Below are 15,894 nucleotides of genomic sequence, written 5' to 3'. Positions count from 1 at the left end.
AAGGTGCGTCCACGGTTGTCACCGGGTGGGTCGTCCACGGCCGCGGCCTTGGCGGATGCTATGGCTAGGCGCGCATCATCAGCACCCCGGCGAGCCAATGGTACGAAAACAGGCTGCGCGTAGTTTGGTCGGGCCATTCAGTGCGAACTGCTCGGCGGCGATGGCGGTGGCAGGCGAATATACGGAAACGCTCGCAGCGGGTGCACCGGCTGCGAGCAGTGCGAGCACGCCCGAGACTGAACTTGCGAGGAACATGGACTTTTTCATGGTGACTCCTTAGTAGCGGCCAGTGATTGGGGGACGAATGGATGAGGATCTAGCCAGAAATCCACATCACGACCGCAGTTTGGGATTATTTTCCCAAAGTGTCAAGCGTTTTTTTGATTTATCGCAACAAATATTTTAAGTATTTGATTTATTGAACCTTGTTTACCTGACAATTGACGCATCCCAACCCGCATGGGCGTTTGAAGTCCAGTTCCAAATGCGAACTTTCGCAAAATATCCCTGGCTCTTCGTCGAATTGAGGCTGCCGGCGTGGCGCGAGCACCCAATCCTGCTCCAGCGCCGCCAGTAAGGCGACGGGTTCCCGCAGGGCCATTCGGCTCAGGTCAAAGTCCCGTTGCCAGCGTTATGCGCAACAGAATGCATAACATGCAACCAATCACACCGACGCCCTTGAGCGTGCTGAAAGCATTCGCGCAAACGTGGTTGTCACTTGATTTAAATGAAAATTTCACTTGACTAACTCCTGTGATGGGATAATATTCCCAAAACATGAATAACGATATCAAGCGCACATTGCACGCTGCGGTACTTCGGTGCTGAGGCCGCTGGTTCGGCTGCTTTTGCACCACAGCGTGCCCTATGAAACCTTTGCGGACCTCGCAAGGTGGGTGTACGTGGACGTGGCCGAAAAAGACTTCACTCTCGCGAATAAGAAGCAAACCGCATCACGCATCTCCGTGATCACGGGACTGAATCGAAAGGAAGTCGCGCGCCTGCAAGCGATGACGGTCGAAGACAACACCGGCGCGATCGAATCTTTCAATCGCGCGGAGAAAGTGGTGACCGCGTGGCGGCATGAGTATCCGAAAGCGGACAGCGCAAGTCATGCGGCCCCATTGCCGCTGGAGGGCGAGCGAGGGTTTCGCGTCGCTGGTTAAGCGCTATAGCGGCGATATGCCGGTGCGTGCGGTGCTTGATGAACTGTTGCGGGTCGGCGTGGTACGCAAGCTCGCAAATGGCGAGGTTGAGCCTATTTCGGAAAGCGCGGTCGTGCCGGACTCGGAAAACAAACAAGCTCTTCTGGCCGTACTCGGTGAAGACAGCGCGGATTTCCTCACAACGATTTCACACAATGTAATGGCGTCGCCGGAGCAACGCTTTTTTCAGCAGAGAGCTTATGCCGACAATCTACCGATCGAGACACTTAGCGAGACAAAGGCGATCTCACGGCAGAAAGGCGAGGCGATTATCGATGATTTGCGCCCAGTTCTCCAACGACGTGACATTACGCCAAGCAGTCTGAATTGCCGCGGGCGCGCTGTTTTTGGCATCTACTACTATGAAGAAGTTACAGATGACGGAACGGATTCGAAAAGCGATTCCGAGAAAACGCACAAATGAACAAGCTCCAACAATTCAAGACTTGGATGCACCGCCGCCGTACCTGGCGGCGCGCTTTTGCGGGGGGGGGGCGCGGCCTCGCACCGCCGATCAAGTCAAGGTCAGCTATCAGACAAGCAATAGGTGCTGCACATCGTTCTCCGAAATCCTTCGTTTTCTTTCTTGCTGCGATCCCAGTTGATGCGCGGAGTTCTTTTGCAATTGCGATATCCGCTCCCGCCAACTCTGCGTCGATCCGTACCAATGAATCGTAAGGAAAACCACATGAAATCTTCTGGAACGATCTTCGTCAAATTTGCGCTGGTACTCTGGCTTGCATTCACAATGGGCTTGACTCATGGCGGTGTCGGCGCAGGCGGCACTGGCCGCTCCTTCGGCGTCATCACCGATTTCGCCAGCATCTACGTCAACGGCGTCGAGTACTTCATCTCCGGCGCCAACATCATCATCAATGGCGTTCCGAATCGGCCCGAAAGCGAACTGAAACTGGGCATGGCGGTGCGTGTGGAAGGAACCGTCGATGCGGGCGGATTGACCGGTACGGCGACGCTGGTTGAATTCGGTGGCGATATCGAGGGTACGGTCGATGCGGCGCCCGTGATCAACGGCACAAACGGCCGCTTTAACATCCTCGGCCTGGTGATCAATACAGATCGAAAAACCGTCTACGAAAACGCTGCGAATCTCGCCGCGATCAATGCGGGCGATGTCGTAGAGGTGAGTGGATTCTATAACGCCAACGACGGCAGCTATACCGCGTCGCGCGTGGAGAAAAAGGCGTCGCTGATCAAGTACGAATTGCGTGGCATCATCAGCAATGTGACGGGAACAACGTTCATGATCGGCCCGTCGTAAGTGGTGGACTACAGCACAGCCGATTTGTCCCACGGTGCACCAGGCCCTGGCGAACGGGAAGTACGTCGAAGTCAAGAGAACGACCATAGAACCGGTCGTCGGCACACTCGTAGCGGAACGTGTATCCATTGAAAGCTCGGTTCTCGCCAGCACCGACATGCAACTCGGCTTGGTGCAGGGCCTTGCAGCCAATGTCACGACCACTGGTTTCGTGATGGGCAATCAGCCGATCGTCATGAACCTGCAAACCGTCTTCGACGGTGCGCCGATAAGCGCCTTGACTAACGGCGCCAAGGCCGTCGCGACGGGGCCGGTCGTCGGCGGCGTAATGACCGCTGCCGCCGTGACCATTACCCCGCGCTGGTATCCGTAAAATCGCGCAAGACACATGGCGCGGCAGGCGTCCATGACATTCTCATCGCCGCGGGCACCGACATCAGCGGTGCCGTTACCGTTGAGCCGCGCGCCATGGGCAGCGTGCACAGCATCGTCTTCCAGTTCGATGGACCGATAAGCTCCGTGGGCAGCGTGACGTCGAAAGACGCCACCGGTTTGTTTGATGTCGGTTCCGCGACCTTCACGATCCCGGCAATCCCTCGAAATGAAGTCGTGGTCACGCTCACCGGCGTGCCGGACAATCGGCGCGCCAAGATCACGCTAAGCAATATCAACGTTTCTGGCAGTGACGTCGCCGCTTCGATGGGATTTCTGGTTGGCGATGTCAATGGTTCGCACGCGGTCACGGCGGGCGATATCAGTGGCGTGAAAGCGCGATCAGGCCAGACATTGGGCAGCACCAATTTCATGCTGGACCTCGATGCGTCCGGTGCGATAGACGCTGCCGACCTGTCGATGGTCAAGGCGCGGTCGGGGACCGCGTTGGCACCGTGAAGCAGACTTGAAACTCAAGCACCGGCGCGCCTTGCAGCGAAAAAGCGCCTTGAAAAGCCCGTGGATGCTGGGTTTTCGATGAATAGTCGTCACGAATCACTGAAGCGCCCCTGAGGTTTGCTTCGATTGCACTCATCTTGTGAACTTTTCGTCCCGCCATCCAAATTCCGACACCGCATGTTCAGGGTGATTGCTCCGTCTTGATGCGGGCAACCGGCTCAAGGCGGTGAGGAAGCGGCGCGGCACTTGAAGATTCCACCGCCTTCGGTTTTGATTCGTCCCGTTTGACCGCCCCGGCAAAGACGGACATCTCCAAAGCTTACCGGTCCAGACCGTGCCTCGGGTCTGAACATTATTTGGGAAAGGCGGGTTATGGTCCCAAATTAATAAGAACGGCCCCAAGCAAACCCGCTGCGCAAAAAATCAGGAGCTGAATCAAATGACCTCGTCCCACAACCCAAGCAAATCGCATGACACTTTGCAGCTGAGCACCCTGCCGACCGCCCTGGCATCGCAGAATCGCTACTCATTCAGGCTTTTCAAGTGGGCGACGAAGGTTTGCGCCATCCTGGCCGTCGCGCTCGCTCCCGCTGTCGCGGTACGCGCTGACGACGACGTTTCCGGCAACGCAAAACTCAACGCGATGTTGAAGTCTGTTCTGCAGCAGGCCGGATTTACCGGCCGCATCGATTCGACGCTCGAGGCGCGTCTCGGTCGCGCGATCAATCCGCGTCTTGCCGAACTCGGCCAACTGCTCTTCTTTGACCGCTCGGGCGGGCTGAACAACGACAATACCTGCGCCGGCTGTCATGCGCCCGCAAGCGGGTTTGGCGACACACAGTCGATCGCCATCGGTGTGCAGAATAATCTGATCGTTGGCCCGGGCCGGAAAGGGCCTCGCAATCAACGCCGTACGCCGTCGGTCGTGAACACGGTGTTCTACCCCCCTCATGTGGAACGGCCGATTTTCCGCGCCATCGGGTAACCCATTCGACAACTCGCAAGGCTTTTTTCCCGCACCTGAAGGCGCGAGCCAGTTCCCGCGAACGATCCGGTCGTCAAACATCTGCTGATTGCACAGGCGCACATTCCCCAACCGAACTGGTCGAAGTCGCCGGCTTCAGCGGAACGAAGGGTACGATTGGACCGCGCTTCGATCAATTCGATGACGGCCTGGGCGGCCCGGTTCCGCTGCCCGATTCATCCGGCTTTCGGAATGAGCCGATTCGCCAGGAAGTCCTGAAACGCCTCAATGGCAATGCAGAATACCGCCGGCGCTTCGGCGCACTGTTCCCGGCGGTCGCGGGAGGCGCACCAATAGACTTCACAATGTTCGGCCGCTCGATCGCGGAATTTGAATTCTCGTTGACCCTCGCGGATGCACCCATAGACAAGTTTGCCCGCGGCCAGGTGAATGCGATGTCCACCCCGGAAAAACGCGGGGCGCTGATCTTTTTCTGTAAAGGCAATTGCGCAAGCTGCCACGCGGTGAGCGGAACGTCGAACGAAATGTTCAGCGACTTCAAAATGCACGTGGCCGGTGTGCCGCAGATCGCGCCGGAATTCGGCGTCGGCAAGAGCAACATGATCTACGACGGCCCGGGTGAGGACGAGGATTTCGGGTTGGAGCAAATCACCGGCAATCCCAATGACCGCTACAAGTTCCGCAGTTCACCACTTCGCAATGCCGCACTGCAACCTGCTTTTTTTCACAATGGCGCATTTACCCGCATCGAGGATGCAATTCGGCACCATCTGAATGTGTACGAGTCCGCGCGGCAATATGACCCGTCACGCGCCGGCGTCGACAAGGATCTTCGCCATCGCCTTGGCCCGATTGAACCTGTGCTGTCACGCATCGATCCACTGCTCGCCACGCCGGTGCGCTTGTCAGAAAGCGAATTCAACGACCTCGTGAAATTCGTTCGCGACAGCCTTCTTGACGATGGCGCGAAAGCGCGCGAGCTGTGCCCACTCATTCCGAAATCGGTACCGAGCGGACTGCCAATGCTGCGCTTTCAGGGATGCCATCGCGGCGATGACTGACGCGCAGCGATCGATGTGCGGTTCGCAGGTATCGTCACGTTGCTGCGGCCCGCGATGGAGGAGGAATCGGCATGAAAAAGGCAGTTGCACTCATCAGCAGTTTCAGGCAACGCCTGGCGGGTGCCAGCGAAGAATTGACGTTGGAAAATTTGATAGGAGATCAAGATCATGAATCGCATCATGAATGCAGCAACGAAGCGCCTTACGATGATTGGCTATATTTTTGCTGTCAGCATCGTCTCGCTGGTGATACAAGGGTTATCTGCCAGCACTGCCACCGCCGCAACGACGCTGCCGATACTCTGGACTGCCGGCGGCCTTTCCGCCGGCAACACCAGCGTGGGAAATGCCAGCGGTATTGCCGCCGATCCAGCGGGCAATGTTGCCGTGGTGTCGGGACCGGCTTTTGCACGCAGTCTGGGCGTCACGTCATATACCGCAGCTGGCGCGTTGCGGTGGCAACAATCCGTTAGTCCAGTTGCAGGAACATTTCTGGGAAACAGGATAGCCGCCGCGCCAAACGGCGATTTCGTTGCGGTCGGAACCAACATTGACTCCCGTGGCAACACCTTCGGCGTCACCATGGTCCGCATCGCCTCGGACGGAACGCTTCAGTGGCGAGTGGATTCCGCTGGGACCATTCTCTCGGTGGGACGCCTGGTCGTCGATGCCGGGGTAATGCCTATCTGGGCTACAACTCGATCCTGCACAAGTACAGCCCTTCCGGAGCCCTGCTGTGGGCGACGTCGACATCGGTTCCCGACGGCGGGGCGGCATTGAGCCCGGACGGCGCCGATGTGGTGGTCACCGGTGCCTCCGGCGGCATCTGGAGAACGTCGGCCATCAATACCGCCACGGGTGCCAGCAGATGGCTTGTAAACGGCGCCGAGGGGATCAATGCCAACGACGTAGTGGTGGACGGCGGGCGTGTATATGTGACGGGCCAGGGCTTACACCGGTGCGAGCACACCCGCATTGGCATACTTTCTTACCGTGGTCGCTTATGACCGCGCAACGGGTGCGCGCTTGTGGCGCACAGACACCAATGCGCCAACCGGTACCGCCAGCGGCAGCCGTATTGCTCTGGCGCCAGACGGCAGCCTGGTGGTGGCGGGCCAGACTTCGGCGGGAGGCTACTTTGACTGGTGGATTGTTGCCCTGAATACCAGCGGCTCAATCAAATGGCAGGCCCGGCGCGACATGGCTTTGTCGGGTGACGAAGTGCCGGCTTCCATCTTTGTGCGTGCCGATGGCACCACCGTCGTATCCGGCGTCGGCGGTCCGGTCACGCGGGACATTTTGGGCAATTCCTACCTGCAGGGTGTAACGGTGGGTTTCGACACTACCGGTGTTCCCCAATGGGAGGCCTTCGCCAAATTGCCGATCACCTGGGCAACCCCGCTTCCGAATGGCGATATCTGCGCGACCGGCGGCTACGATGCGCTGGTGACTTGCTGGCACGTTCCCGGCACGGCGAACTACCAGCCGGTGCTAACCGCCACACCCACGAGCGGCACCGCGCCGCTGGTCGTGAACTTTACAAGGTCCGTCACCAGCGACCCGAACGGCCCTATCATCAGCCATGTCACGTTGAACTATGGGGACCCCAGCCCTGGCATTTCTGGCACGCTTGATTTTGGCGACGGCTCCCGGACATTCGCGCTCAATCAGAATTCAAGTCACACCTATGTGCTGCCCGGCGTGTACACCGCCAATCTGACGGTCTTCTACACCGATAACACCAGTGTGACCACCACCTCGAACATCACTGTATCGACCAGCGTGATCCCCGCGCAGCCCCCGCTGATCACCGCATCTCCCGCGAGCGGCACAGCGCCGTTGAGCGTCACCTTGACCAGTTCCGCGACCATGGATCCGAACGGACCCATGATCAGCTCCTATCAAGTGAACTATGGGGATGGCACCAGCAACCAGTTTATTTTGAACGCCGGAAACAGCGTTCCGTCATTTACCGGCACTTCTAGCCACACGTATACCACCGCCGGGACTTACCTCGCCACGTTGACGGTGTTCTACAGCAATGGAACCAGCGCGAGTAGCACCGCCACAATCGTGGTCAATCCGGTCGTTGTGACGCCCGTATTGCGGAGTACCGCCATCAACCTCTCCGCCACGCTGCAAAAGAACAAGGTCAGCGCAAGCGGCAATGTTGTTGTTCAGAATAGCAGCGGCGTAGTCATCTCTGGCGCGGTGGTTTCGGCGACGTGGGCCAAACCCGGCGGCACGACGGTGACGGCAACCGCCACAACGGGTTCGACCGGTGTCGCGAGGTTCAGCACCAACGGCAACCGAGGCACCTATACGCTGACAGTCAACAACATCAGCAAAACCGGCTATAACTTTGACAGCACCAGTAGTGTGTTGAGCGCAAGTATTACGAAGTAGCTCCCCGCTTCGCGCCGAACAAGACGCCGACGTAGTCCGGGCAAAATTCGCCAAGAGGTGATGCGAACGCCAGACCTCCTGGAGGAAATCAACTGGAAGCCGGAAGGAATGAAGTCACCGTGATTTACCTTCAAAACAAATCACGGTGACCTTTTTTTTATATTCGGGGAAACAGAAATAGCCTTGGTGAAAGTCTAGCACTGGTGCGGCGTTTCAATAGTTTTCGCCTTGCGCACCTCACCAATGCTTGACTTTTGTCATGTTACGCGGGCTACGCCGCCGCCGTTTCCTGCCAGCCTTTCGGAATCGAGCCCAGCAGTTTGCGGGTGTATTCCTGCTGCGGATTGAGATAGATCTCGTCCGAGTTGGCGACTTCGACCACGTCACCATCCGACATCACCATCACCTGGTCGGAGATGTATTTCACCACCGCAAGATCGTGCGAGATGAAGATGTAGCTCATCTGGTATTCGTCCTGCAGGTCCTGCAGCAAATTGAGTACCTGCGCCTGCACCGACACGTCAAGCGCGGAAACGGATTCATCACAGATCAGCACATCGGGCTTCATGGTCAAGCAGCGCGCGATCGCAATACGCTGGCGCTGGCCGCCGGAAAACTCGTGCGGATATTTGTAGAACGAAACCTCGGGCATGCCGACGCGCTTCAGCAAGGCCATCGCCATCTGCACGCGTTCCTGCTCGTCCTTGCCGATTTGGTGAATCACCATCGGCTCCATCAGGATCTGCCCGACCGTGAAGCGCGGGTTCAGCGAGGCATAAGGGTTCTGGAACACGATCTGGATGCGGCGCTTGTACTTCATGAAATCTTTTTCGGAGAGCTTTAGCAGGTCCACTCCGTCAAACAGTACTTCGCCACCGGTGGCGTCATGCAACCGCATCAGCGTGAGCCCCACGGTCGTCTTGCCGGAACCGGATTCACCGACGAGGCCGAGCGTCTTGCCGCGCGCCAGCTTGAAGGTTGCGTCTTTCACGGCCGGCACATCGCGTTTCTTGAAGAAGCCTTCCTTCAGCGAAAAATGTTTGGAAAGATTCCGGACTTCCAGCACGATCTGGTCGCCATCCGCGTAGCCGCGTTTGCGCTGGGCCAAATGTTCCGGCTGCAATCCGGCCGCATTCATGAAGTCATCGATCACCGGCAAGCGCATGGGCCGCTTGTCCACGCTTGGGCGGCACGACAGCAATGCCTTGGTATACGGGTGCGCGGGCTTTTCGAATATTTGCTTGACAGTGCCCTTCTCCTGGATTTCCCCGTTTTGCATCACCACTACATGATTGGCAATTTCGCCGACCACCGCCAGATCGTGGGTGATAAACAGCACCGACATATGGTGCTTTGCCTGCAGCTTGGCGATCAGGTCGAGGATCTGCTTCTGGATCGTCACGTCCAGCGCCGTGGTCGGCTCATCGGCGATCAGCAGTTTGGGCTCGCAGGCGATCGCCATCGCAATCATCACGCGCTGCTGCTGTCCACCGGAAAGTTCATGAGGGAACGACTTCATGCGCAGGTTCGGGTGGGGAATGCCGACCTCGTTCATCAGCTCTTCGGCGCGCTTCCATGCCTGCCCGTAGCTCATGCCCATGTGCAACCGCAGCACTTCCGCGATCTGGTCACCGACGGTGAACACCGGATTGAGCGAGGTCATCGGCTCCTGAAAAATCACCGAGATTTGTGCGCCGCGAATATCCCGCATCGCGGCGTCGGATTCCTTGAGCAGGTCGCGCCCCTCAAACATCACCTCGCTGCCAGGCGAAATAATTGCCTGTTCGCGCGGCAACAAGCGAATGATCGACATCGCCGATACCGACTTGCCGCTGCCCGACTCCCCGACCAGCGCGACGGTCGAGTTTTTTGGCACATCGAATGAAACGCCCTTCACGGCTTCAAAAATGGTGCCGCCATCGAGCCGGAACTTGACGCCGAGGTTTTTGACTTCGAGTAGTTTTTCCATTTGGCTTGTCATCTCGGTCATTTAATCTTGGGATCCAGCGCATCGCGCAGCGAATCGGTCAGCATCGAAAACGCCGTCACCAATATCGCCATCGAAATACCCGCCGCCGCCAGTTGCCACCATTTGCCGATGACCAGCTCGGATTGCGCTTCGGCGAGCATGGTGCCCCAGGAAACAGAATCGACCGGCACGCCGAGTCCAAGGAACGACAGGATGACTTCGGCTTTGATGAACGACACGACGTGCTGCGAGAGTTGCACCAGGCAAACGTGGCTGACGTTCGGCAGGATGTGCACGAACATGCGCCTGCGGTGCGAGGCGCCGATGGCTTGCGCGGCCTTCACGTATTCACGTGAAGAATGCTTGATGTACTCAGCGCGAACCAGACGGTAGATGCCGGTCCAGCCGGTAAAGGCGAGGATGAAGATGATGGTATCCAGCCCGCGTTTGAATACCGCCGCGAAGGCCAGGATCAGCAGGATGTAGGGAATGGACGTGAACACGTTGTAGAACCACTCCAGTACGTCACCCAGCTTTCCCCCGGCGTATCCGGAAATGGCGCCCAGTACCGTGCCGATCAAGGTGGCCAGCAATGCAGCGACCAGGCCGACGAAGATCGACGTTTCCGCGCCTTTGACGGCCTTCTGCAACACATCGCGGCCCCACTTGTCGCCGCCGAAAATCAGCGTGTCGGAACGCGGCGTTTCCGTGACCTTGATTTTGGCGGTGCGCTCTTCCCATTCCTTGTAACGCGGCGCCAGCGGATCAATGTCCGACAGATCGACGTACGGTATTTTTGCCGCGCCGTCCTTGACCTCAGCCTTGGTGGCCTCCAGATTCTCCGCACCGGCCAGGAACGCCGGATTGGCGTAGGAAACGCCAACTTCCTTCGACCAGTTCTTGGCGATGATTCCGGTGAACGAACCGATCATCATCAGGATGAACGCGATCACGATGACCAGCGACACCATGCCGACCTTGTCTCGTTTCAGGCGCCGCCAGGCCAGCGTCCACAGTCCGGGGGATGCCTGATGCAGCGGGGCAACAATGGGTTTTTCGGTGAGAACGGCACTCATTGTTCGCTCCTCATTTAAACGAAACGCGCGGATCGACGGCTTTATACATCACGTCGACACCGAGATTGATGATCATCGTGACCATCGCGAGATAAACCGTCGCCGCCTTGATCACCGGAAAGTCGGAGCGATTCACCGCCACCAGGATTTCGCGCCCAAGGCCGGGAATGGAAAAGAATGTCTCCAGCAGGAACGAGCCGACAAAGATGCCCGGCAGCGCGATGCCGATGTTGGTGAGGATGGGAATCATGGCGTTGCGCAGCACGTGCTTCAACATCACGGTTTTCTCCGAGAGACCCTTCGCGCGCGCGGTGCGCACGTAGTCGTGGTTGATCTCGTCGAGAAAGAAACTGCGATACAAGCGTAGCGCCGGGGCCAAGCCGACGAATACCGCCAGCATTATCGGCAGCGGCGCGTAGGTGGTGAGGTTCTTCCAGAAATTATCGGTCCATCCCTGTACCGGAAATATGCCCCACTTGAACCCGAAGTAGTACTGGGCAACGATGATGTAGACCAGGAAGGAAATTGACATCGCGACCGTGCAGACCATCATGATCATGCGATCGGTCAGTGTGCCGCGCACATAGGCAACGCCAATCGCCAATAGCACGCCAATGATCGTTTCGAGCAGTAACACGGGAACCATGATGGTCAGTGTCGGTACGATGCGTGTAATGAGGATCTTGGGAACCTCTTCATTCGTTGCCCACGAACGCACTGACTGGCACTCAGCGGCCTTGCCCTCGCCTTTTGCCTTGGCCCGATCCGGGTCGGTAAAGCTCTTGTAGGTACAGGTGAAACCGGTCGCGATTTCAAAGCCGAAATAGCCCAACTGCACCGGATATGGCTGATCCACCCCCAATTGCTTGCGAATGTTTTCGATCTGTTCCTGGTTCGTGATCTTGCCGGCCAGTACCAGCGCCGGGTCGCCACCGACCGCATTGAACAGGAAAAAAATCAGCAACACGACACCCGCGAGCGTGGGGATCATTTGCCATATTCGTCTTATTACATAGGCTAACATTCGGCCTCCCTATTTTTGAAAACGCATTGTTCCGCCAACCAAGCATATTGAACCAGAGCCACTTTTTCCCGGTGCCCGCCGAGCCGACGGTCCAGGTTTCGTGGATATATTGCAGACTTGGATCCCCGCCTTCGCGGGGATGACGGCATCCTATATAACTAATTCATTCCCGCCTTCTGTGCCGCGACATCAATATCGAGATACCTCAAACTGGTGAACAGGATCGGGTGCTTCTTGTAGCCCTTCACCCATGGGTACAGGAAGTGATTGAAAATCCGGTGCACGCCGAAGCGGCTCGGTGCGTAGCTTAGCAGCACGCGGGACATTTCACGGTATAGCTGATTTCGTGCCGGACTATCGGGCAGCGTCATGGCCTTGTCGTACAGGCGGTCGTACTCCGGGAGCTTGAAGCGCGCGTCATTCGACTGGTCGATGTTGGGGCCGTAGAACAACTGCAGGAAATTCTGCGCGTCGGGATAATCAGCAATCCATGCCGAGCTCGCCATCTGGAACTTGCCCACGCGCTTGTCTTTCAGCAAGTCAGCGAACTGCGCTTCAGCGGTCTCGATCTTGACGCCGATATCCGCCATGCACTTTGCCCACAATTCGGCGAGCTGCCGCTGATCCTGCGAGCCGGAGTTGTATTTGTACGTGATGATCAGCGGCTTGCCCTCGGGCGTTTCGCGGATGCCATCGCCGTCGCGGTCGATGTATCCGTACATGTCGAGCAGCGCTTTGGCTTTGGGAAGATTGTAGTCAAGGAAATTGCCGGACTTGAAACCGGGATCGAAGCCCACGACGCCGGGTGGAATCACCGACTGGGCGGGAATCGCCTGACGGCGGCGAACGATGTCGATTTCCTGGGTGCGGTCATGGGCCAGCACCAACGCCCGCCGCAAGGCAATTTTCTCCGGCGCAAATCCGCCGATCAACGGATCGTTCATGTTGAACAGGTCGTAGGTGATTTCCAGTTGCTCTTCGCGAAATACACTGGCGTTGCGTTTGACCATGTTCGGCGCGAGCTTGCCGTTGGGCAGGATCTGCTCGATGTATTCGAATGGCGTTTCTTCCAGCAGATCGTGTTCCAGATTGACGAACGCCAGGTAGCGCGGCTGCTCCTGCTCGATCGGATAAATCTCCACCCGGTCGATGAGCGGGAGCGTTTTCCCGGCGAGCGCCTTGATGGCCTCTCGATCCCAGGGATCATTGGGGTCGGCGAATTCCGTCGACAGGGTGTGGCCGCGATAGCCGGGGTTGCGCTCAAGGACGATTTTCGAGCGGCGCGTCCACTCGGTGAGCATATAGGGCCCGGTGCCGACTGGATGCGCCATCGTGTCATCCTTGTACTTCTCGATGACTTCCCGCGCGACCGGCACCACATTCGGCATCGCCATGATGTACAGGAAACTGTAGTCCGCGGACTTGAGCCGGAACTGGATGGTGTACCGGTCAAGAATCCTGATTCCCTCGATCGGTGTTTCGTAGTCGAGGCTGCCGGTCTTCTTGGCCTTCTCGGCCAGTTCATCGAGCCCGAGGATTTTGTTTTCGAATAGCCACTCGTACGGCGAGCGGTTCGCGGGATCGCGAAAGCGGCGTATCGCATATTCGACATCTTTCGCGATCAGTTCGCGGCGGTTGCCGTTGAATGCCGCATCGTCGGCGAAGTAAATGCCGCGCTTCAGCCGGAATGTGTAGCGCGTGCCATTTTCCTCGGCTTCCGGCACCGCTTCCACCACCAGCGGCACCAGTTTCACCGGACGCGCCAGCCAGTCGTAGGTCAGCAGTGTGTCGAATATGTTCTCGAGGATACCGACCGAATAGCGGTCATAGACCTTCATCGGGTCGAAGCCGGTTTCGGCGGTGCGGAAAGCGTAGCGCAGCGTTTTCTTTTCGGTTGCGTCCGCACTTGTGCCGACCGTGAGAAATGCCACCAGCAATAGCGTGATCGCATGCGCAATGGCTCGATTCGCCCGGCTCGCCATCACGCGACATTCCTGGAAAGAGGATGCGCGTACAGACGCATTTGACGGCTGTTTACGCAAGCTGTTGGATGCGGAGAAAAAGTAAAACACAAGCACTGGCGCGGCGCTTGGCCTTACTCAATAATGCGCCAGAAGGCCGCGCCAGTGCTTGTGTTCTCGTCGCGAGCGGGCACAATTCAGCCCCTCATTCGACACCCACCCGCTTCGATTCATCGATATCCAGATACAGCCACGGCGCGTTGATAATGGGATGCCGGAAATAGCCCACCAGCCACGGCTGCGACACTTCGCTGCGCAGGCGATGGGTCTGGGGAATCCATGGGGTATAGACCGCCACCAGTTTGTTCATTTCGTTGTAAATCGCCGTACGCTCAGGTGAGGACGGCATCTTCTTTGCCTGCTCATACAGCGCATCGAACTGCGCATTCCTGAAATGCGCGTAGTTGGCGCCGCTCACGGTATTTGGTCCATACAGGTTCTGCAGGAAGTTCTCGGCATCGGGATAATCCGCGCCCCAGGACAACTGCCACATTTGCAGTTTTCCTGCCTTGGCCTGTTTGTTGAGGTCCGGCCATTTGGCAATATTAAAGGTCAGCCGGATACCGATGGCGTCGAGATTTTTTTTCCAGAGTTCCTGAAACTGTTTGGAGGTGGAATCCGGCTCGGACGCAAGCTCAACGACTAGCGGCTTGCCATCCGGTGTTTCGCGATAGCCATCGCCATCCCGATCGATGTAGCCGTACATATCGAGCAATGCGCGCACGCGGCGGGTCGTAGGTCACTTTGCGCAGTCTTGAACGCCGGATCATAGCCCTGCACGCCAGGCGGCACCGGCGACTCCGCCTTGATCGCGCCGCCATTGCGAATGATGTTGATGTCCTCGTGATAGTTGTATGCCAGCGCAATCGCACGGCGCAGCGCGATCTTTTCGGGCGTGACGCCACCGACCACCGGGTGATCGAGATTGAAGTACGTGTACACGAGATCGGGCTCGACATGCCGCTGGCCCTGATTCCCTGTTTGGCGAGATTCGGCGCCAATTTCCCGCCCGGAAATGCGCTGCCAGCGAACTCGACCGGCGCATTGGCGTAGTCGGTCTCGCCATTCAGAAACGCCAGCCAGCGCGGTTGCGATTCCTCGACAATGGTGACTTCGATGCGCTGCACCTGCGGCAGTTTCTTGCCGTTCATGCGTGCATGGGCCGCCTGCATGATGGTGTCGGCTCCGGGTTCCGCCCGATAAAACACCTCGCGAAAACCGGGGTTCGCTTCCAGCACGATCTTGTGAGAGCGCTTCCATTCGGCAATGCGGAACGGGCCGGTGCCCACGGGATGGCTTCCTGCATCGGGAAGATATTTCTCGACAACTTCGCGCGCCATTGCCGCCGATTGTGGCGTGGCAAAAATATAGATGAAGTTGTAATCGGTATCCTTCAGGCGCAAACGCAGCGTGTATTTGTCTGGCGTCTCGATGCCCGCAATCGGCTGGTCGTAATCGAACTTGCCGCTTTTTTTCGCAGCGGCAGCGGCCTCATCGCCACCGATGATCTTGCCTTCGACATACCAAAGCCACGGCGAGCGATTCTTCGGATCAAACAACCGTTTCAGCGTGTACGCGTAATCATGCGCAGTCAGTTCGCGCTTCGTTCCGCCGAATGCGGCATCGTCGGCAAAATAGATGCCGGGCTTTATTTTGAACGTGTATATCTTGCCTTCGTCGGTGATCTCCGGAAGTGCCGCGGCCGTATTCGGCACCAGCTTCACCGGACGAGCAAGAAAATCGTACGTCAGCAGCGGATCGAAGATCGCTTCGTTGATGGTGTTCGAATACAGATCCGATACCGTCACCGGATCGAACGTCGTCTCGGCGACCAGGAATGCAAAGCGTATGGTTTTCGGCACGGCCGGATGCGCCTCGTGGGAAATTCCCACGAGCAGGGCCAGTAGCAGCAAGGCGCATTTACAGAACGTCACTTGCGGATCGCCTTTTGTTTGTCGAGATCGATATCGATATATT

16 protein-coding genes are annotated in these 15,894 nt (G+C 57.6%); 9 read left to right on the top strand and 7 right to left on the bottom strand.

From position 1 onward, the window contains the following. Positions 1 to 78: 78 nt before the first annotated feature. Positions 79 to 267, bottom strand: coding sequence for a hypothetical protein (locus IPP88_25410; GenBank protein ID MBL0125850.1), 189 nt, complete (start codon positions 265 to 267; stop codon positions 79 to 81). 593 nt (positions 268 to 860) lie between these two features. On the opposite strand from IPP88_25410, the gene IPP88_25405 reads away from it, so the two are divergent. The 9 genes from IPP88_25405 to IPP88_25365 all read left to right on the top strand — a co-directional run bounded on the left by IPP88_25405 (position 861) and on the right by IPP88_25365 (position 7,827). Further along, a complete protein-coding gene (locus IPP88_25405; protein ID MBL0125849.1) occupies positions 861 to 1,166 on the top strand; it encodes a hypothetical protein in 306 nt (101 codons plus the stop codon). Positions 1,167 to 1,182: 16 nt separating this feature from the next. After that, on the top strand, positions 1,183 to 1,629 hold the full coding sequence (locus IPP88_25400; protein MBL0125848.1) for a hypothetical protein: 447 nt from the start codon (positions 1,183 to 1,185) through the stop codon (positions 1,627 to 1,629). A 264-nt stretch (positions 1,630 to 1,893) separates the two neighbouring features. Beyond that, positions 1,894 to 2,484 (top strand): hypothetical protein, encoded by a 591-nt coding sequence (locus IPP88_25395; GenBank protein MBL0125847.1) that lies wholly within the window; start codon positions 1,894 to 1,896, stop codon positions 2,482 to 2,484. A gap of 34 nt (positions 2,485 to 2,518) precedes the next feature. Continuing rightward, positions 2,519 to 2,857, top strand: a complete 339-nt coding sequence (locus IPP88_25390) for a hypothetical protein (GenBank protein MBL0125846.1) — start codon at positions 2,519 to 2,521, stop codon at positions 2,855 to 2,857. A gap of 95 nt (positions 2,858 to 2,952) precedes the next feature. Further along, complete coding sequence (locus IPP88_25385; protein MBL0125845.1) at positions 2,953 to 3,375, top strand: hypothetical protein; 423 nt, start codon at positions 2,953 to 2,955, stop codon at positions 3,373 to 3,375. Between the two features lie 439 nt (positions 3,376 to 3,814). Beyond that, on the top strand, positions 3,815 to 4,360 hold the full coding sequence (locus tag IPP88_25380) for a cytochrome-c peroxidase (protein MBL0125844.1): 546 nt from the start codon (positions 3,815 to 3,817) through the stop codon (positions 4,358 to 4,360). A 35-nt stretch (positions 4,361 to 4,395) separates the two neighbouring features. After that, the gene (locus tag IPP88_25375; protein ID MBL0125843.1) at positions 4,396 to 5,421 is read left to right on the top strand and encodes a hypothetical protein; all 1,026 of its coding nucleotides are present in this window, start codon (positions 4,396 to 4,398) and stop codon (positions 5,419 to 5,421) included. 168 nt (positions 5,422 to 5,589) lie between these two features. Further along, entirely contained in the window at positions 5,590 to 6,201 is a 612-nt protein-coding gene (locus IPP88_25370; protein ID MBL0125842.1) for a hypothetical protein, read from the top strand. A gap of 195 nt (positions 6,202 to 6,396) precedes the next feature. Further along, positions 6,397 to 7,827 (top strand): hypothetical protein, encoded by a 1,431-nt coding sequence (locus IPP88_25365; protein ID MBL0125841.1) that lies wholly within the window; start codon positions 6,397 to 6,399, stop codon positions 7,825 to 7,827. A gap of 271 nt (positions 7,828 to 8,098) precedes the next feature. Here the strand turns inward: IPP88_25365 and IPP88_25360 are convergent, their stop codons facing one another. The 6 genes from IPP88_25360 to IPP88_25335 all read right to left on the bottom strand — a co-directional run bounded on the left by IPP88_25360 (position 8,099) and on the right by IPP88_25335 (position 15,851). Next, on the bottom strand, positions 8,099 to 9,817 hold the full coding sequence (locus tag IPP88_25360) for an ABC transporter ATP-binding protein (protein ID MBL0125840.1): 1,719 nt from the start codon (positions 9,815 to 9,817) through the stop codon (positions 8,099 to 8,101). Then, complete coding sequence (locus IPP88_25355) at positions 9,814 to 10,872, bottom strand: ABC transporter permease (GenBank protein ID MBL0125839.1); 1,059 nt, start codon at positions 10,870 to 10,872, stop codon at positions 9,814 to 9,816. Before IPP88_25355 ends, IPP88_25360 begins: the two co-directional genes overlap by 4 nt. A gap of 10 nt (positions 10,873 to 10,882) precedes the next feature. Continuing rightward, positions 10,883 to 11,896: an ABC transporter permease gene (locus tag IPP88_25350; protein MBL0125838.1), complete on the bottom strand. Its 1,014-nt coding sequence runs from the start codon at positions 11,894 to 11,896 to the stop codon at positions 10,883 to 10,885. 158 nt (positions 11,897 to 12,054) lie between these two features. Continuing rightward, positions 12,055 to 13,881 carry a hypothetical protein gene (locus tag IPP88_25345; protein ID MBL0125837.1) on the bottom strand — a complete coding sequence of 609 codons (1,827 nt, stop codon included), beginning with the start codon at positions 13,879 to 13,881 and terminating at the stop codon, positions 12,055 to 12,057. A 181-nt stretch (positions 13,882 to 14,062) separates the two neighbouring features. After that, positions 14,063 to 14,623, bottom strand: a complete 561-nt coding sequence (locus tag IPP88_25340; protein ID MBL0125836.1) for a hypothetical protein — start codon at positions 14,621 to 14,623, stop codon at positions 14,063 to 14,065. Then, positions 14,553 to 15,851 carry a hypothetical protein gene (locus IPP88_25335; GenBank protein ID MBL0125835.1) on the bottom strand — a complete coding sequence of 433 codons (1,299 nt, stop codon included), beginning with the start codon at positions 15,849 to 15,851 and terminating at the stop codon, positions 14,553 to 14,555. Before IPP88_25335 ends, IPP88_25340 begins: the two co-directional genes overlap by 71 nt. Between the last annotated feature and the right edge of the window lie 43 nt (positions 15,852 to 15,894).

This window comes from Betaproteobacteria bacterium (assembly GCA_016720925.1).
Classification (GTDB): Bacteria; Pseudomonadota; Gammaproteobacteria; order Burkholderiales; family Usitatibacteraceae; genus UKL13-2.
The sequence above is the reverse complement of the archived record's forward strand: the minus strand, read 5'-3'. Positions and strand labels throughout refer to the sequence as shown.